At 25.5% G+C, this 20,731-nt stretch carries 13 protein-coding genes; 10 read left to right on the plus strand and 3 right to left on the minus strand.

Going from position 1 to position 20,731, the window contains the following annotated elements:
• Positions 1-188 precede the first annotated feature (188 nt).
• Positions 189-1,418, minus strand: a complete 1,230-nt coding sequence (locus RGC78_RS13250) for an aminopeptidase (RefSeq protein WP_309556795.1) — start codon at positions 1,416-1,418, stop codon at positions 189-191.
• 313 nt (positions 1,419-1,731) lie between these two features.
• Here RGC78_RS13250 and polA point away from each other — a divergent pair, with 313 nt between their 5' ends.
• The 10 genes from polA (at position 1,732) to RGC78_RS13300 (ending at position 19,243) form a co-directional block, all read left to right on the plus strand.
• A complete protein-coding gene (gene polA, locus RGC78_RS13255; RefSeq protein WP_252216778.1) occupies positions 1,732-4,347 on the plus strand; it encodes a DNA polymerase I in 2,616 nt (871 codons plus the stop codon).
• A 22-nt stretch (positions 4,348-4,369) separates the two neighbouring features.
• On the plus strand, positions 4,370-4,969 hold the full coding sequence (gene coaE / locus RGC78_RS13260; RefSeq protein WP_252216776.1) for a dephospho-CoA kinase: 600 nt from the start codon (positions 4,370-4,372) through the stop codon (positions 4,967-4,969).
• Positions 4,970-5,210: 241 nt separating this feature from the next.
• Positions 5,211-5,777 (plus strand): lytic transglycosylase domain-containing protein, encoded by a 567-nt coding sequence (locus RGC78_RS13265; RefSeq protein ID WP_252216774.1) that lies wholly within the window; start codon positions 5,211-5,213, stop codon positions 5,775-5,777.
• Between the two features lie 41 nt (positions 5,778-5,818).
• On the plus strand, positions 5,819-6,931 hold the full coding sequence (locus RGC78_RS13270) for a glycosyl hydrolase family 8 (RefSeq protein ID WP_252216771.1): 1,113 nt from the start codon (positions 5,819-5,821) through the stop codon (positions 6,929-6,931).
• Positions 6,932-7,494: 563 nt separating this feature from the next.
• The gene (locus RGC78_RS13275) at positions 7,495-9,771 is read left to right on the plus strand and encodes a YhgE/Pip domain-containing protein (RefSeq protein WP_252226909.1); all 2,277 of its coding nucleotides are present in this window, start codon (positions 7,495-7,497) and stop codon (positions 9,769-9,771) included.
• Positions 9,772-9,782: 11 nt separating this feature from the next.
• Positions 9,783-12,065, plus strand: a complete 2,283-nt coding sequence (locus RGC78_RS13280) for a YhgE/Pip domain-containing protein (RefSeq protein ID WP_252226910.1) — start codon at positions 9,783-9,785, stop codon at positions 12,063-12,065.
• A gap of 300 nt (positions 12,066-12,365) precedes the next feature.
• Positions 12,366-14,264: a sensor histidine kinase gene (locus RGC78_RS13285; protein ID WP_309556796.1), complete on the plus strand. Its 1,899-nt coding sequence runs from the start codon at positions 12,366-12,368 to the stop codon at positions 14,262-14,264.
• A gap of 551 nt (positions 14,265-14,815) precedes the next feature.
• Positions 14,816-16,279, plus strand: a complete 1,464-nt coding sequence (locus tag RGC78_RS13290; RefSeq protein ID WP_309556797.1) for a sensor histidine kinase — start codon at positions 14,816-14,818, stop codon at positions 16,277-16,279.
• A gap of 157 nt (positions 16,280-16,436) precedes the next feature.
• Complete coding sequence (locus RGC78_RS13295) at positions 16,437-16,937, plus strand: TspO/MBR family protein (protein WP_309556798.1); 501 nt, start codon at positions 16,437-16,439, stop codon at positions 16,935-16,937.
• Positions 16,938-17,086: 149 nt separating this feature from the next.
• The gene (locus tag RGC78_RS13300) at positions 17,087-19,243 is read left to right on the plus strand and encodes a type IA DNA topoisomerase (protein WP_252216744.1); all 2,157 of its coding nucleotides are present in this window, start codon (positions 17,087-17,089) and stop codon (positions 19,241-19,243) included.
• A 251-nt stretch (positions 19,244-19,494) separates the two neighbouring features.
• On the opposite strand, the gene RGC78_RS13305 is transcribed toward RGC78_RS13300, so the two are convergent.
• Together RGC78_RS13305 and RGC78_RS13310 are read right to left on the minus strand one after the other, a co-directional pair.
• Positions 19,495-20,208: an LrgB family protein gene (locus tag RGC78_RS13305; RefSeq protein ID WP_252216741.1), complete on the minus strand. Its 714-nt coding sequence runs from the start codon at positions 20,206-20,208 to the stop codon at positions 19,495-19,497.
• Entirely contained in the window at positions 20,192-20,578 is a 387-nt protein-coding gene (locus RGC78_RS13310; protein ID WP_252216738.1) for a CidA/LrgA family protein, read from the minus strand. Before RGC78_RS13310 ends, RGC78_RS13305 begins: the two co-directional genes overlap by 17 nt.
• Positions 20,579-20,731: the final 153 nt, after the last annotated feature.

Consider the following 20,731-nt stretch of genomic DNA (forward strand, 5'->3'; position numbering starts at 1 on the left):
GAGTAATTGAACTTAGGAATGCTAAAATGAGTATAGTCCCATTTTAGCTTGTTCCCAATATAAAATTGTGACAAGCAGTAAATATGACAATACTCATTAAGGATTCTCAAAGTCAAATTACAATGCCAATTTACCTATTGTATATATTAACACATATTTAAAACAGAGCCTAAAAGAACAAAAGCATATTAAGCCCAATTACCATCTTTAAATATTTGAACTTCTGTACCATCTTCTTTAATTCCTATGATATTTGTGTCTTTTGTACCAATCATAAAGTCAACATGACTTAAAGACTTATTACAACCCAATTTAAATAACTCATCTTCAGACATGCTTTCTCCATTTTTAATGCAAGAAGAATATGAACTTCCAAGTGCTAAATGGCATGAAGCATTTTCATCATAAAGCGTATTATAGAAAATTATATTAGAATTAGAAATTGGAGAGTCATAAGGAACTAGTGCAACTTCTCCTAAATGTTTAGATCCTTCATCAGTATTTAAAAGTTCTTTTAAAACTGCAAGACCTTCTTTAGCAGAGCAATCAATAACTTTACCATCTTTAAATGTTAAAGAAAAATCATTTATTATATTACCGCAGTAACTTAAAGGTTTAGAACTAAATACGATTCCGTTAACTCCATCATATTTTGGTGTTGAAAAAACTTCTTCTGTAGGCATATTTGCTATAAAATCAAATCCACCATTTTCACATTTATCAGCACCACCACACCAAAGATGATCTTTAACTAATTCTATCTGTAAATCAGTACCTAAAGAATTTTGGAATTTAAGATATTTAAATCTATCATTATTTAATTTTTCAACTTTAGAACTAAGTAACTTTGTATGTTTGTTCCAAGCTTCAACTGGATCATTTTCTTTGATTCTCATAATACTAAATATTACATCCCATAATTTTTCTATAGCTTCTTCAGTAGAAGTATTAGGGAATACCTTTTTTGCCCAACCTTCTGTTGGAATTGAAACTATACACCAAGCATTTTTATTTGATGAACATTTATTACGGTAGTTTTTTAATGCTATATTTCTACTTTTTTGATATATAGAAATTTTTGAAGAATCAACATCTTTTAAAAGATCTGGATCAGCAGCGGAAATACTGATAAAGGAAGCACCTTTTTCTGTAAAGTAATCGTATTTATCACGTTCAAAATCATAAACATCACTAAGTGATTCTTTAGATGAATTAATTAATTTAATTTTATTAAAGCTAGCATCAGAGTAATTTATATAAACATCTTTAGCACCAGATGCATATCCTTCTTCAGCCATAAGTCTTGCAAAATCATAGCATTCTATAGGAGAATTAATAACTAAAATCCCATCTTTTTGAAGATTAACACCTTTATTAACAGTAAGTTTAGCATATTTTTTTAGTAATTCTATATTCATTTAATCACCTTGTATAATAAATTAATGTAAATTTACTATACTTTTCCTTTCTTCATGTTTTTTATAATAATTATGTCACTATTTTTATTATTTGTCTAAGCTTATATAAATTATAAGTGTGGATTTAATTTATAAAAATATATAGATATAAATTACAGAGAGGTTTTTGCTAATATATGAATTAATATTGGAAAATGTGGTTACCTTTATTAAAGAATAATGATTTTACTTGATAAAGATAGTATAATATTAATGTATAACTAATTTTATATATAATAAAAATATCTTAAAGATATTCAGGAGGATTATATCAATGAAAAAATTATTAATTTTAGATTCAAATTCGCTTATGAATAGGGCATTTTATGCTTTACCTCCTCTTACTAATGATGATGGTGTAAATACTAATGCTATTTATGGCTTTACAAATATGCTATTTAAAATGAAAGATGAAATAAATCCAGATAACATAATTGCAACATTTGACAAAAAGTCGCCAACATTTAGACATAAAGAATATGCAGAGTATAAAGCTGGTAGAAAGAAAATGCCACCAGAACTTGGAGAACAATTTCCAATTATAAAAGAGTTACTTAGATATATGGGAATAAAAACTTTTGAAATAGATGGCTTTGAAGCAGATGATATAATAGGAACTATATCAAAATTTGGTGAAGAAAATGATATGGAAGTATTCATAGTGACAGGAGATAAAGATGCACTTCAATTAGCATCCGAGAAAACAAAAGTAGTTATAACTAAGAAAGGTGTTACTGAAACAGCAATTTATGATTATAAAGCGTTTACGGATGAATTTGAAATAACACCAACTCAATTTATTGATGTAAAAGGGCTTATGGGAGATAAATCGGATAATATACCAGGGGTACCAGGAGTTGGAGAAAAAACAGCATTTAAGCTTATTAAAGAATATGGAACACTTGAAGATGTTTTAAGACATATCCCAGAGATAAGCGGTAAGAAATTAAAAGAAAACTTAGAAAATAATATGGAACAAGCAATATTTTCTAAGAAATTAGCTACAATAATAAGAGAGGTACCATTAGATATTAATTTATCAGATATAGAAAATGCTGATGAAGTAAATTTAGTAGAACTTAAAAAATTAGCTAAAAATCTTAAGTTAAAATCAGTACTATCAAAGTATGATTTGGACAATAATGAAGCAGAGTTACAAGAGATAGCTAATATAGAAATAAGTAAAATAGAAACAATTGAAGAGATGGAAGAAGTATTATTAAGTATTAAAGATAGAAGTTATATCTTATTTACATTAAATGATGCATCTAAATACTCTACTATAGAATTAGAATATTTAATATTAGGTGAAGAAGGCAGATCACATGTTATAGATTTTAAGTTAGTAAGTATGTCAAATAGAGAAAAAGCTTTAAATTTATTAAAAACCTTTATGGAAGATGAAACTGTTAAAAAAGTAATACATGATAGCAAAAATTTAATTACATTTTTAAACAAGTATGATATAGATATTCAAGGTTTTGATTTTGATACAGCCATAGCAGCTTATTTAATAGACTCTTCAAAAGCCAATTATGAAGTTTTTGATTTAATTAATAGATTTTTAGAAAAAGATATAAAGTCGGATTCAAATGATCTAAAAGCAATATGCAGTAGTTATTTAAAAAAATTATATGAAAAATTAAAAGAAATGCTTCATAAAGAAGATATGGATGAATTATATTATAAAGTAGAACATCCATTAATATATGTACTTTCTTCAATGGAGAGCATAGGATTTAAAATAAATAAAAATAAATTAGAAGAACTTAGAATAAAATTTAAAGAACAAATAGAAAAAACAGAAAAAGAGATTCATGAATTAGCAGATGAAGAATTTAATGTAAGCTCACCAAAGCAACTTGGAAAAATATTATTTGAAAAACTTGATTTGCCAGTAATTAAGAAAACTAAAACAGGGTATTCAACGAACCAAGAAGTTTTAGAAAAATTAATAGACAAACATCCTATAATAGCTAAAGTTATGTATTATAGACAAATCACTAAAATTAATTCTACTTATGTAGAAGGGCTTAAGAATGTAATAGATATAGATGAATGCATACATTCAAATTTTAATCAAACTGTAACAACTACAGGAAGATTATCAAGTACTGAACCTAATCTTCAAAATATACCAATAAAATATGAAATGGGAAAAGAAATAAGAAAAGTGTTTATACCGCAAGAAAGTGATGACATTCTTATATCTTGCGATTATTCCCAAATAGAATTAAGAGTACTTGCACATGTAGCAGATGATAAAAATATGATAGATGCATTTGAACACCATAGTGATATACATACCAAAACAGCTTCAGAAGTATTTAAGGTTCCAGTAGATGAAGTTACATCTACAATGAGAAGTAATGCTAAAGCAGTAAATTTTGGTATAGTATATGGAATAAGTGATTTTAGCTTAGCACAAGATTTAAAAATTACTAAAAAAGAAGCATCAGAATATATGGCTATTTATTTTGAAAGATATCCTAAGATAAAGGAATATTTAAATTATGTAAGTGAGTATGCTAAAGAAAAAGGTTATGTATTAACTATATTAAACAGAAGAAGATTCATACCAGAAATAAAATCTTCAAATAAAATTGTAAAAGCATTGGGTGAAAGATTAGCTATGAATGCTCCAATACAAGGAAGTGCAGCTGATATTATTAAACTTGCAATGGTTAATGTTTATAATAAGTTAAGAGAAAAGAATTTAAATAGTGAATTAATTCTTCAAGTGCACGATGAACTTATATTAAATGTTAAAAAAGATGAGTTTGACATAGTGAAACAATTGGTTATTGAAGAAATGGAAAATGCCATTAAATTAAATGTAGCGCTTGATGTGGATTTAAAATATGGTGATACATGGTATGATGCAAAATAAAAATGGGAGATGAACTTTTAAAATGATAAAGATAGGGTTAACAGGGGGTATAGGAACAGGAAAAAGTACTATATCAGATATATTTAGAAGTGAAAACTTTAATATTATTGATGCAGATGTAATTGCAAGAGAGGTTCTGCAAAAAAATCCTGAAATTTTAGATATAATTAGAAGTGAATTTGGATCAGGATTTTTTGACTGGAGAGGCGAATTCAGAAGAAAAGAGTTTGGAAATCATATATTTAAATTTTCAAAACAAAGAGTAAAATATGAATCTATAATTATGCCTTATATAAAAGAAGCAATAAACAATGCAATAAACTTATATGAGAAAAAATGTGAAAGAGTAGTAATAATAGATGCCCCTACTTTAATTGAAAACAATATGCATGAAGAAATGGATTATGTTGTTCTTGTTTGCGCTGAAAACTCTACTCAAATAAAAAGAGTGAGGGGAAGAGATAATTTAAGTAAAATAGAAGTGGTAAGTCGTATAAATGCACAAATGTCTTTAAATGAAAAGAAGAATTTTGCAAATGTAATTATTGATAATAATGGTGATTTAATAGAAACTCAAAAACAAGTATATGATTTAATTGATTATATTAATTCGCTAACATAAAAGATTTGATTATGTTTTAAAATTAAAAAATGTTTAAGACATAGTCAAATTAAGTTGATTTTATTGAATATTAAAACATTATGTAATAATAACTTTATAAACAGAGTTCTAAGGTATAGATAGAGTTTTTAGGTTCTATTTAAAATTTAGAAATCGTTACTTTAAGAGCAAGCAACTGTTATAGTATAAATTATTATAGGAGCTGGCTATGGGATAAATAATATTAAGTAAGGAGAAAGTAATGAAATCTAAGAAAAATAAATTTCTTATATTAGGGATAATAATAATAGTAGCTATGGCTATTGGATCTAAATATTTAATAAAAGAAGTCTTTTTTCCTTATAAATATAAAGAATATGTAAGTAAATATAGTGAAGAATATAATTTAGATCCATTTTTTGTATTGTCAGTTATGAAAACAGAAAGTAATTTTGATAAAAAAGCTGAATCTAGTAAAAATGCAATTGGTCTTATGCAAATTACTTTAGAAACAGGAGAATGGGCAGCAGAAAAAATGGAGTTAGAAGAGTTTTCTAAAGAGAAATTATTTGATGAAGAATATAATATAAGGATGGGCTGTTGGTATTTAAATGAACTTAGAGAAATGTTTGATGGAAATTTAGAATCAATAATAGCAGGATATAATGCAGGACCAGGAAATGTTAACAAGTGGCTTAATGATTCGAAGCTTTCACAAAATGGTAAAGATTTAAGCTATATACCATTTAATGAAACTAAGAAATATTTAGATAAAGTAACAACTTATTATAACGTTTATAAATACCTATATTCTAATTCAAAAAAGTGAGATTAAAAATATTAGGATATAGCTAAAAAGATGAGGTTAAAATGAAGAAGAAAATCACAATAAGTTTAGCATTATTAATAATATTTTTTATAATTTATTATAATGCGGCACCATACTTTAGAACTGTAGAAACAGGTAAAGTTTGGTTGCAGTTAGATACATGCGATGAAGAAAAATCATTACTAGACTTTATAAATAATAAATTAATGGATGAAGAAGGGGGAGTATATACTAATTATATAAACTCTGATTCACAAGGTGATATAACAAAAGGGCATGCTGTATTATCAGAATCACAAGGAATAATGTTATTATATAGTTTAGAGAAAAATGATAGGATAACATTTGATAGAACTTTAGATTATATAAGAAATTATATGGTATTAAAGAATAATCTTATAAGTTGGAGAATTGAAGAGAAATCTAAATCAGAAATATCTGCAACAATAGATGATTTGAGAATAATAAAGGCACTTCTTTTAGCAGAAGAAAAATGGAACGATAAGGGTTATCGAGGAATAGCACTTAGAATATCTGGCGGAATATCTAAAGAGTTAGTAGAAAATAATATTCTTGTAGATTTTAATGATGGAATTTCAAAAAGTAAGACTACAACTTTATGCTACTTAGATTTGCAAACAATAAAGATGCTTTCAAATCTTAGTTCTTCATGGGACAAAGTATTAAATACGTCTTTACAAATTTTAAATAATGGATATGTAAGTGATGAGGTACCTCTTTATAAAAAAGAATTTTATAGAGAAAGTGGAACATATGATGATGAAAATATAGATACTTTATTATCAATGATTATATTGCTAAATAAACAAGAATATGGTGAAGATATAGATAAAAGCATAACTTGGATAAAACAAAAATTTATAAATGATGGTTTTCTTTCTACTTCATATTCTTTTAATGGAGAAAGTTTAACTAATATAGAATCAACATCGATATATTCATTTATAGTACAACTAGCATCTAAAGCAGATGACAAAGAACTAGCAAGTCTTGCGATGAATAAAATAAAAGCTTTTCAAGTAAATAATAAAGAAAGTGTAATCTATGGTGGGTATGGTATGGAAGATGGATTACAAGTTTATTCTTATGACAATTTAAATGCTTTATTTGCTCATAGATATTTTAAATATTAGCGCTGTTTTAAATGTGTGTTAATCTATGCAATAGCCAAAGTGAGATAGACCGACACTCTGCTAAAATATAGCCAAATATTAATATATTATACTTAATATTTGATTAATATATAACATACATTTAATTATCTACTAATAATTAAATGTATGTTATTTTTAATGAAAAATGTAATAAGTATTTTTTATTAATATCTAAAATAAAAAAATATTTAAGTAAATGTTTTCAGGGGTTGCATTTTTTGCTAAAATGACTTATAGTCATTTTAATATGATAAGAACAAGAGATTAAAAAGTATTTAAAAGCGTAAAACTTTCAATTATAATATAATCATAGTTCTTGGCTGTAGGTTAATTCTATTTTTAAACACAAGGAAAATGTTCGTAAATATAAATTTTAATAATGGTAATAAATATATTTTACGATTATATAGTATGCTTTAAGAAAAGTTTAACATTAAGATAAAGAATTTATTATTTATATAATAATGATAGGAGGATTTAGTTGGTATTTATAATGTAATAAACAATAGTATTATATTATAAATACCAATAATAAATTAATTATGAAGAATATAATAAAAATTTTTAAACGTGATTTTAAAAACATATTTAAAAACTGGGTAGCAACAGTGGTGGTAATAGCACTTATGATTATTCCATCATTATATTCATTAATTAATATAAAAGCATCATGGGATCCATATTCAAGCACTAGTGGAATCATGATAGCAGTTGTTAATGAAGATAAAGGGACAACCTTTAGAGATGAGGATATAAACTTAGGAAATGAATTAGTTGAAAAATTAGAAGACAATGATAAAATGGGTTGGACTTTTGTTGATAAAGAAACCGCAAAAAATGGACTGATAAATGAAAAATATTATGCAACTATTGAAATACCAGAAAACTTTTCAGAAGATGCTACCACATTAGTAGAAAAAAGAGTTAAAAGACCTAAATTAATTTATACTGTGAATGAAAAAAAGAATGCTATAGCACCGAAAATGACTGATGCAGGAGTTAAAAGCGTAAAAGGACAACTTGATGATAATATTGTAAAAACAGTTTCTGGAGTATTATTTAGAGCGTGTGATGAAATCGGAATTGAAATGGATGAACATAGATCTGAATATAGGGAAGTAATAGATGAGATATATGAATTAGATGAAAATATGCCAGAACTTGAAAATTTATTAGATAGTGCTATAGATGGAACTGTAGATCTTTCAGATTTAATTGTAAAAGTAAATGAGATACTTCCAAATGTATCTAATACAGTTGATATAACAGACGATTTTTTACAAGATGTTCAAAGTTTCTTTGATAAAACTCAAGGGGGATTATCAGATATATCTCCAGTTATAAAGGACGATTTATTATTAGCTGAGAATATACTAGATACTACAAGTGTGGAACTTGGAAATCTTGAAGAAAATATAATACCTGAGGTAGCAAAAAAAACATTAATAGCATCTTCGGATACTATTAAGTCTGCTAACACACTTATTGATGGTATAGAATCTCAGCTTAAAAATATAAAAAAAATCTTAGATAAAGTAAGTAAAATAGATTTTTCAAAGTTTGCACTTAATAGTACTGATGAAAATTATATAAATGAATTAAAGAAGCAAGCTGAATCAATAAGTGGTATAAAAGGAAATTTAAAAGATATTAGTAGAAAGATATCTAAAGCTATAGATAAACTAGATTTATTAAGTGATAGATTAGACACTGTTAAAGGTAGAATTGATAATGAAATAAAAGAGTTAGATAATGGTAAAGAATTAGATACTCAGGCTATTAGTGATATGAGAAATATACTTGATGATTTTCATGAAGAAGTTACTGATGTTATTGAAAATTATGACTCAGAACTTGTGCCAGCTATTGAAGATGGATTTGATTCAATGAAAATTATTTTAGATAATACATCTAGTGTTCTACAAGAGGGTAGAAATACATTGCCAGATATTGAAGAGATTTTAAGTGTTTCAGCAGATCTTTCAGATTTATCTAATGAAGAATTATTAAAATTAAAAGATAAATTTCCAGAGATGAAAGATAAAGTACGTGAATTAGCTGATAAACTTAGAGAATTTGATGAAGAAGATAAGTTTAATGAAATTTTTGATATGATAACTAATGATTGGCAAGTTCAAAGTGACTTTTTAGCAAGTCCAGTTGAAATTGAAGATAATAGACTATTTTCATGGCCTAACTATGGTTCAGCATCTACTCCATTTTATACAATTCTATGTTTATGGATAGGTGGATATATGTTATCTATATTATTAGGGACAGATGCACATCCTGTTGAAGACAATAAGGAATTAAAGTCTTATGAAGTATATTTTGGTAAATTACTATTATTTTTATTTATCGGCATAGGACAAGCAATAATTGCTAGCACAGGAGCATTATTTATTTTAGGATCATATTGTCTACATCCAGTATTATTTGTACTATATACAGTGTTTGTTAGCATTGTATTTATGATAATAATTTATACGGCTGTAAGTGTTTTTGGAAATGCAGGAATAATATTTGGAGTAGTATTATTAGTAATTCAAGTTGCAGGGGCAAGCGGAAATTTCCCAATAGAAGTCAATCCGGATGTGTTCCAAAAAATATTTGGACTTTTACCATTTACATACGCAATAAGTGGTATGAGACAAATAATGGCAGGAATAGTATATTCAATATTATTTAGAGATATGATTATATTAACTATCTTCATGGTCGTATCACTTATTATTGGATTAACACTTAGAAAAACAATGAATAAAAAGAATGAAAAGTTTGCTAAAAAGTTAAAAGAAAGCACAATAATGAACGGTTGAGGTAATTAAATATGAGAAATATATTTAGAATTTACAAAAGAGATATAGTTACGATAGCAACTAATTGGGCAGCGTTAATCATGATTGTAGTGCTTATAATAGTTCCATCCTTATATTCATTAATAAATATAAAAGCATCATGGGATCCATATGGAGCCACAAAGGGAATTAAAATAGCTATAATCAATGATGATAAAGGAACTGTATTTAAAGAGAAAGATATAAATTTGGGTGAAGAATTAATAGAAAAGTTAGAAGAAAATGATAAAATGGGTTGGTCATTCGTTGACAAAGAAACTGGAAAAAAAGGATTGTTAGAAGAAAAATACTATGCAACTATTGAAATACCAGAAAACTTTTCAAAAGATCTTACCACATTAGTTGAAAAAGATGTTGAAAAGCCTAAACTAATATATACGGTAAATGAAAAGAAAAATACAATAGCCCCTAAAATGACTGATGCAGGAGTAAAAACATTAAAAGGACAGCTTGATGATAATATAACTAGAACTGTATCAGGAGCAATGTTTAGAGCTTGTAATGAAGTGGGAATAGATATAGAAAACAATAGGGAACATCTTAGAAGAATAATTGATGGAATATATGAATTAGATGAAAATATGCCAGAAATAAAAGACTTGTTAGATGATTCAATAGAAGGAACTGTAAATACTTCAGAATTAATAAAAAAATCTGAGGAAATGATTCCAGTGGTTTATGATAGTATAGATGCAACTAAAGAACTTATAGATAGCAACCAGTACTATTTAGATGAAATAGAAGGAAATCTTTCAGATTTATCTCCATTAATAGAAGAAGAACTTGTAAATGGTGAAAATTCATTAGATGCTTTAAACGTAACCTTAGCAAATATTGATGAAAAAGTATTGCCAGATGTTGCTAGAAAAACTTTTATAGCTTTATCGGATTCATCAAAAGACTTACAGAAAATAGTTAAGACTGCTAAGTATGACTTAAAAACTATAAAGTCACACATAGATAAAATAAGCAATATTGAAATAAAATTAAAAGAATCTGAAGATAATGAGATAGAAGACCCAAATCAAAGTAAAAAAGATAATAAAGAATTAAAATATTTACAAGGAATACAAAAAGATTTAAAAAGTGTAAGTAAGAAAATTGATAGGGTAATTGATAAATTAGATTTAATTTATGATAGGCTTGATGTGGTAATTGATAGATCTAAAGAAGAAATAGAAAAAATAGATACTGATGGAATAGATATTCAAGCATTAACTGATACAAGAAAAATACTAGATGACATTCACTTATTAGTAGCAGATTTAGTAGATAGTTATGATTCAGAACTTGTACCAGCAATTGAAGATGGATTTAATTCAATTAGAGAGATATCAGATAGTGGATTGGTATTATTAGAACAAGGAAGAGGAGTACTACCAGACGTTGAAAATTTATTAGGTGACTTCACAAAAATATCAGATTTATCTAATGAACAATTAGTAAAGTTACAAGATAAATTTCCGGATATACAAGAAAAAGTACATAAGCTAGCACATAAACTTAAAGCAGTAGATGAAAAAGATCAAATAGATGAACTGCTGGACATGATAACTAATGATTGGGATTCTCAAAGTGCATTTATGTCTAGTCCAGTTGAGATTGAAGATAATAGGTTATTTCCATGGCCTAACTATGGTTCAACTGCTACACCATTTTATACAGTGCTATGTTTATGGGTTGGGGGATTATTAGCATCAGCTTTATTATCATTAGAAGTACATGAATTTGAAGATGGAACTCTAATTAAGCCTTACCAAATGTATTTAGGAAAATTATTAATGTTTTTATCACTTGCAGTATGTCAAGCTTTAGTTGCAAGTACAGGTGCAATTTGGATATTAGGAAGTTATTCATTGCATCCAGTAATGTATATTTTTTATTCCATATTTGTTAGTGTAGTATTTATGACAGTGATATATACTGCAGGAAGCCTGTTAGATGATGCAGGAAAGGCTGTTATAGTAGTAATATTAGTATTACAAATTGCGGGGACTAGTGGTAACTTCCCAATAGAAGTTACACCAGTATTATTCCAAAAAATATATCCCTATTTACCATTCACGTATGCTATAAATGGTATGAGACAAATAATGGCTGGGATAGTATATCCTATATTAATTAAAGATACTATAATATTAAGTGCATATATGATAGGAGCATTAATTTGCGGAGTATTATTAAAGGGACTATTAAATAAAACAACAGCCAAACTTATGGGGAAATTAGCTGAAAGTGATATACTAAGACATTAGAATCAGTTATTAAGAGATGAAAAACTAATTATTGGTTTTTCATCTCTTATTTATGTGTTAAATTGTAAATGACTATGCTGATAAAATAATAAAAAAATAATTAAAATTTAAATACAGGATAAAAGAAAACGTTTCTATTTATTAAATGGAAATTTAAATGTGAAAAGTGTGTATTTAAGAATGGTAAAAATATGACGATTATTTAGATATGAACAAAAAAAGTTATATATGTAAAAAATAACAAATAATTATGTACATTTACAGTATAATACAGTAAAATTGATATTAAAGGTGATTTTTATGGATAATTATAGAAAAAAGATAAATATTATATCGATAGATGGAAAAAATATATTTAAAATTTGTTTAGCTACATTAGCAATTTATTTTTTAGCTAATTTGATTTTTAGATGGAAGTTTAATCAAGTAATTATAGCTTTTAGAATTTATTATTTAGTTGGTATGATTATATTTAGTATTTTATCAAAACAAGTATTTCATTTGTATAATCATAACAAATACAATTATATTTATATGTATATATATTCTATTGTTTATGTAATTTTATTTGGACATAGTATTCAACTTTCGCCAGATAGTAATTACAGTGCTGATACACTTACTAATTTCATTATATTATTTGAATTATATTTTGGTTTTAAGACTATAGAATATAATCATAAAACAGAAGAAAAGAGTTATATTATATATATTGTTTTAAAAATTTTTATTATTTTAAATTTAGTTTTATATTATAAGATATTTAACATAATATCAATAGTAGTATTTTTAAGCTGTATTGAGTGTTTTTTAATATATAAAATTTTTGTTAACAATGATTCGAGGTCATACAATCAATTTAATATAAATACTTATTTAGTATTAGTAGCATTAATTCCAATAGCAAGTTTTTTTAGTTTATTTATGTATCCCATAAATGGAGATTTATTAAAATTTAGAGAAATATTATTTTTAAGTGTATTTAATATATTTTTTAGTATGTTTTTTAAGAATTTTATGAGAAATCCTTATAAAGAATTAGCAGAATCATTAAATAAAAAAAATAAAATATTGGATGAATTATCTGAAGATATTTTTATAAAAAATAAAGAGTTGGAAACATCTATACTAAATTTAAGGAATAAGGAGTATTTATATGAGACATTTTTTAGATTTATGCCTCATCCAATAATATTGATTAGTTTAGAAAATAATAGAATATTATTTGCGAATAAAGCTTTCTTAAATTTAGTAGATGTAAAAAATGTTAGAGATGTGATAAATAAAAAAATAAATAAGTATATACATTTCGTTACATCTAATAATGATAACGATCTGATTTTCAATGCTATTTTAAGTTCTAAGACTGAGGAAAGATTTGTAAATGCTAAATTTTTGTCAATGTATAAAGATAAAATGGAAGATTTAATTTTAATAGAAGATAACACATCTAAAGTATTAACAGAAGAGATAAAAAAAGAAGTTGAAAGTAGAATGGTTGAAGAAAGAATAAGAACAGAATTTTTATCTAGCATAAGTCATGATTTAAAAACACCTATAAATGTTATATATTCATCTATACAAGTTCAACGAATATATACTAATAAAAATGATATAAAATCATTAGAAAAATATAATTCTATATCTAAAATGAATTGTATATCACTTATAAAGTTAACTAATAACTTAATTGATATGTCAAAAATAAATTCAAATTTTTTAATGCCTAATTTAGAAGAAATTAATGTTGTTGAAACAACAGAAGACATAGTTACATCTCTTGTAGATTATGCACAAAGCAACAATGTAGAAATAATATTTAATACTAACACTGAAGAAAGTTATTTAAATTTAGATTATGAATTTTTACAAAGAATAATTTTAAATCTAATATCTAATTCAATAAAGTTTACTCCAAGTGATGGAAAAATAATAATTGACATATTAGATAAAGAAGATAGCGTAAAAATATCTATAATGGATAATGGAGCAGGTATGAATGAGGAGTTTATAAAAGAAGCTTTTTGTAAGTATTCAATGGATAAATATTCAATAAAATCTAAAAATGGGACAGGCATAGGATTATTTGTTGTTAAAAAATTAGTTGAACTACAGTCAGGTACAATTGAAATAAAAAGTAAACTAGGACAGGGCACAAAGATAACAATAATATTTCCAAAGGAGAATTTAGATGAGTAAGATGCAACAAGATTTAAATCTGTCTAGTTTAAAATTAGGTACAAAAATTAAAATTTTATCTATTGAATTTATAATATACTTAATTTATAATTTATATTTTTATATTAGTAAACAATATAAATTGTATTTGTTAGTCAATACATTAATATATTTATCAATTGTATTAGCAATTTGTTACATATGTTTTATTAAAGAAAATACAATCAAAAATTTATTTATTGAGTATATATCATTTGAACTTCTTTTAGTAGGGTTAATTTTGTCATTAAAATTATCAAGGTTAATTTTAAATTTTGATGCTGCTTCAAATACCCAGTATATATGTTTAGGAGTTATAATATATTATTTTGAAATAATATTACAATGTTTAGGTTTTTACTTTACCAATAAAAAAGAAGATTTGAAAAAAACAATACCAGTTTTTTTAGGTATATTTATTATAACGTTCATAATAATGAATTGCAGTGTTCATAAGTATATATATAAATACAAAAATTTCAATTATTTTTTCTATAGTGAGTATAATTGTAATTAGTTATGTGATTTTATATATGATAAAGACTTTAGGAAATTACAAAAGTTTAACAAGTGAAGATTTCATTGAAAATTTAAAATTATATGTAATTTTAAGGTATTTAACATATATAGCTAGTACAATTTTAATTGGTAGCAATAAATCAATTATAATAACTGGAGGATTGAAATTATTAGCATTTTATATATTATTTAAGGGTATAGTAAATTATATGATTAATGAGCCAATGAAAAATATGAAAGTGAATTTAGAACGAACGCATGAAGTGAATTTAGAGTTACATAGAACATTAAAGAAGCGTAATCGAATATTAAATGATACTAATATAATGATAGAAAAAAGTGAGAGCAATTATAATAAATTGATAGATTCTGTATATGATGGTGTACTTTTATTTTCAAAGAATAAATTACAATATATAAATAAAGCAGGATTAAAATTATTAAATGATATAAATAAAGAAAATATTATAGGAATTAGTTTAGAAAAATTTATTTTAGAAAATTTCAATTTTAATTTATATCATAGTAATGAAAAAGAAATAAGCATAAGTGATCTTAAATTAAAAAATGCTGATATAGTGGTAACTCTATTTATAATAGATATAGATGAAAATAATAAGTTATTATATGCACATGATGTAACTGAATTAAATAAGACTAAAGCTATGAAAAATCAACTAGAAAAGTATTTAAAAGAAGAGGAATTAAAAAATCAGTTTTTCTCTAATATTTCTCATGAATTACGTACTCCAATAAATTTAATATATTCAGCGATACAACTTAATGAGATTTATTTAAAGCAGAAAAAAGTTGATAATGTAAGTAAAAATAATGAAATAATAAGACAGAATTCCTTAAGACTAATAAGGACTATAAATAATTTTATAGACACAAATAGAGTGTCAGAGGGATATCTTAAACCAGATTTTAAAATTTATAATATTGTTGAAGTAGTTGAAAATATAACTATTGCATGTAATAAATATATAAATAAAGCTGAAATAGGTTTAATATTTGATTCAGAAAAAGAAGAGATATATGTAAAATGTGATAAAGATATGATTGAAAGAATTGTATTAAATATTATTTCGAATTCTGTAAAATATGGACAAAAAGGTAGCCATATAAATGTGACTATAGGCATAGAAGAAAGTAATTTAGTTACAATAAAAATTGAGAATAACGGAAATAGAATTGATGAAGACACAATACCTCATATATTTGATAAATTTACAAGAATAAATAAATCGTTCAATAGACCTAAAGAGGGAAGTGGTTTAGGTTTATTCTTAAGTAAATCATTGACAGAATTACAAGGGGGAGAGCTTGCTTTAGAGTTAGATGAAAAAGAAAATCTATTTGTAATAAACTTTCCTATTGCATGTGATGTTAATTCTTCAGATGTAAATTGTGATTTAGAAATTAATAATATAGAAGAAAAAGTAGATATAGAATTTTCAGATATATATATGGATTAAACTATATTTTTAGAAAGTCTTAAAGAATGTCATTCTAAAATATCAACTCTCCACTAAAAAAGGATGGCGTAGCACCAATTAAACATAATTTTAAAAAAATCAACATATAAATTAAATAAAAGATAAGTATTATTTTTTAAAATTATGGAGTGTTGATATGAAAGAAGAAAAAAAGAAAACTAAAAAAATATTTCTTATACCATTAATATTATCAATAGGAATACCATTAATAATAGCTAGTTTTATAAATGTTATAATGCCATATATGGGAGAGTTGTACGATAGCTTAAATAAACCATTTTTTGCTGCACCAGGAAGTGTTTTTCCTATTGTATGGACTATTCTCTATATATTAATAGGAATAGCTTGTTACAGAGTATATATACTTAAATATAGAGGGATTGATATAAGCTCAGCAATATTTACGTATTCTATACAGCTATTATTAAATTTTTTATGGGTCTTCATATTTTTTGGATTAAGATTATATGGAATAGCTTTTATTGAATTATTAATAATATTATTTTTTGCAGTTTTAACATTTATTAAATTTTATAATAAAGATAAAATTGCAGGATTGTTATTTATTCCATATTTACTTTGGCTCACCTATGCTGGAGTATTAAATTTTTATGTATGGATGTTAAATGAAATGTAGATTTTTCTAATAGGATTAGAAAGATGCTAAAAAATAAGGTTAGTTGCTGCAGACGGGAATGCAGTAAGCTAGCCTTATTTTTGTTTTAATGTTAATATATATGTTGGTAAAAGATAATAAATAGAGTAGTGATTTTAAGGAGGTAAGGCATGGCAAAGGTAATTATTGCAGAAAAACCTTCTGTTGCAAAAAATATTGCAGATGCGTTAAATATAAAAACTAGAAAAGATGGTTATTTTAAAGGTGAAGAGTACTATATCACTTGGGCTTTTGGTCATCTTTTGCAATTATATGATGCAAAAGATTATGATGAAAATATGAAGGGATGGAGAATGGAGAAGTTTCCATTTATTCCTGAATCTTTTCAATATAAGGTAAAGTGTGATAATATTGATAGAACAGTTGAAGATAAAGGCGCTGCAAAACAAATTAATATAATAAAGTCATTAATAGAGCAAGAAGATGTAGACGGAGTTATATCTGCTACGGATTTTGATAGAGAAGGGCAAGTAATTGCAGATGAATTATTTAATTATTTAAATATACAAAAGCCAATATACAGATTATTGTTAAATGAATGGACTCCAGATGAAGTAAAAAAAGGGATGGGGAGTTTAAAAGAAAATAAAGAAATGCAATTTTTGCAGGATGCAGGAATAGGAAGGCAATGGACAGATTGGATTATTGGAATAAATTTAACTTCTGTTAGTACATTGAAGTATAAATTTGAAGAAAATAAAACTATTAACATAGGTAGAGTATTATTACCAACGTTAAAGATAATATATGACAGAGATAAAGAAATAGAGAATTTTGAAGCTACTACTTACTATAAATTAACTTCTACATTTAAAAATTCAAGTAATGAAGAATTTGATGGGTTATATTATGAAAAGGAATCAGAAAAGTTTGAAGATAAAAGTGTTTTAGATAATTTAGTAAAATTACTAGATGGAACTAATGCAACTATAATAGACAAACAAACTGAAAAAAAGAAAGATTATCCACCATATCTTTTCAACTTATCTAATTTACAAGGATATATAACAAGTAAGTATAAAGGATGGACATCAGACAAAGTATTAAAGGTTGCACAAAGCCTTTATGAAAAGAAATATACAACTTATCCTAGAACAGCAAGCGTGGTCTTAGAAGAGAGCTTAGAAGACAGAGCAAGGAAAGTTTTAAATACATTAAAAACAGGATTACCTTACGAAAAAGAGATTAAGTTTATAAAAACTAAAAGAGTATTTGATAATTCAAAGGTTGAAAGCCATAGTGCAATAACACCAACATATATTAAGCCAAATGGACTTAGTAAAGATGAAGAAATTGTCTATAATGCTATTAAAAATCGATTTATAATGCAGTTTATGCCTATTGCAGAGTTTGAAGAAACAAAGATAAGATTAAAACCATATAATGAGGAAATACAAGGAGAATTTATATCAAAAGGAAAAGTTCAACTTGTAGAGGGATGGAGAGTAGTTGAAAAAATAGATACTAAAGATACAATACTTCCTATGGTTAATGTAGATGAGAAAGTAGATATAGTATCAAATAAAGTAAATAAAGTAACTAAAAAACCACCAAAGCATCATACAGAAAAAACATTACTTAGGGTCATGGAAACTTGTGGTAAGGGCATAGAGGGAAAAGAAGATTCTGAGGAGATGATGCAATCTATATTAAATGGATTTAGTATAGGAACTCCAGCAACTAGAGCAGAAACTATCAAAAAACTTAAAGATATTGGATACATAGGAACTAAAGGCAAAAGTCTTATATGCACTCAATTAGGCATAAATATAGTTGAAATATTTCCAGTTCAAGAACTTTTAGATCTTGAGTATACAGGAAGACTTGAAAGCACATTATCTGATATAGAAAAAGGTAAATTTAAAAAGTCTGATTTTATGAGTTTGATATATGATTTTACAAATAATGCTGTTGATAAAATCAAAAAGGATACATCAGCTTTATCTAAATTTAAAGTGGAACTTCCAGAAGGTGCAGAGGAGATTGGAAAATGTCCTGTATGTGGAAATTCAGTCATTGAAAATGAAAAAAACTTTGGATGTACAAATTGGAAAAATGGATGTAAGTATACAATATGGAAAGATGATAAATATATATCATCCTTTGGTAAAAAAGTTTCTAAAGAAATGGTTGCTTTATTACTTAAAAATGGAAAAGTAGGTTTTAGAAATTTAAAGAGCAAAAAAGGAAATACTTTTTCAGCATATTTTAGATATGAAAAAAATGAGAAAACAGGATATTTTAATTGGATGATAGAATTTATATAAAATAAAGGCTATGTTTTAGTAGCGTGTTGATATATAAATAAATAAAATGGACTGAGTAATTGAACTTAGGAATTCTCAAAATCCAATTACAATGCCACTTTACCTATTGTATATATCAACACATATTTAAAACAGAGTCATTTACAAAAAGACATTGTAAAATCAATTTTCACTTGATTTTGCAATGTCTTTTTTATTAGATGGATACTATTTTTTATAAAATGTTATTTTACAAGAATAAGTTATATTAACTATCTTATAAAATGATACATAAATATTGCTAAGTGATAAGATAATGGAGCCATAAATACAGTCATAAGACCTGCAACGCCAATTGAAAGGCTACTCATAGCACCTTCTGTATCTCCAAGTTCTAAAGCTTTTGTAGTACCTACAGCATGAGCAGCTGTACCAATTGATATTCCAATTGCTACTTTATCTTTAATTTTGAATACTTTACATATAGCAGGTCCTAATATAGCACCCATAATTCCAGTAATTATAATTGCAAGTACAGTAATAGGAACTAGTCCACCTAAGTTGCTACTTATTTCAATACCTATTGGTGTTGTTACAGATTTTGGAATTAAAGATTTTATTATAGTAGAATCTAATCCTACGAAATAAGATATTCCCATTACAGAAAACATTCCAATAATGCTTCCTAAAAATACTCCAGAAAAAATAGCTACAGCATTTTTCTTAAGTAATTCTATTTGCTTATAAAGTGGAACAGCTAGTACAACTGTTGAAGGTCCTAAAAACATATTAATGAATTGTCCACCTTCATTATAAGTACTAAAATCTATATTAAATGCAAATAAGAAACATATTATAAATGCAATTGCTATAAGTAATGGATTTAATAAAGCAACACCTGTTTTTTTATTTATAAATATGCCTATTTCAAATGCGATTAAAGAAAGCACTAAGCCAAATAAGATGTTATTAATTATTATGTCCAATTATTTCACTTCCCCTTTTTTGATGTTTTGATTTTTTTGATATAAATTGAACTATTAAACCAGTAGAGGCTATAATTATTATAGTTGTACATAAACAAACTATAAGCAATTTTAACCAATTAGACTTTATTATATTTAACGAAGTCATAAGTCCTACGCCAGCAGGAATAAAGAAGAATGCTAAATGATCTAGTAAGAAATCTGATACGTTTGAGATATTATCAACTTTGATTACATTAAAGCATAGTAATAAAAATAATATAATCATTCCTAAAATATTACCGGGTATAGGTAATTTAAAGAAAGATGATAAAAATTCTCCTAGTAAATAAATAATTAAAATAATTAAAGCTTCTTTAAATAATTTCATCTTTTCCTCCCCAAAACTATGTATTAAATTTAAAATTTAAAAATATAATTTCTAAACAATAAGTTCACCTATATAATTTATCACTTGTTGAGCAATAAGTAAAAGGTTTATAAAGCCAAAATAATAAAAGATTTTCAGAAATAATTCTAAAAA

Source organism: Clostridium aquiflavi (assembly GCF_031344075.1).
Taxonomy (GTDB): Bacteria; Bacillota; Clostridia; order Clostridiales; family Clostridiaceae; genus Clostridium; species Clostridium aquiflavi.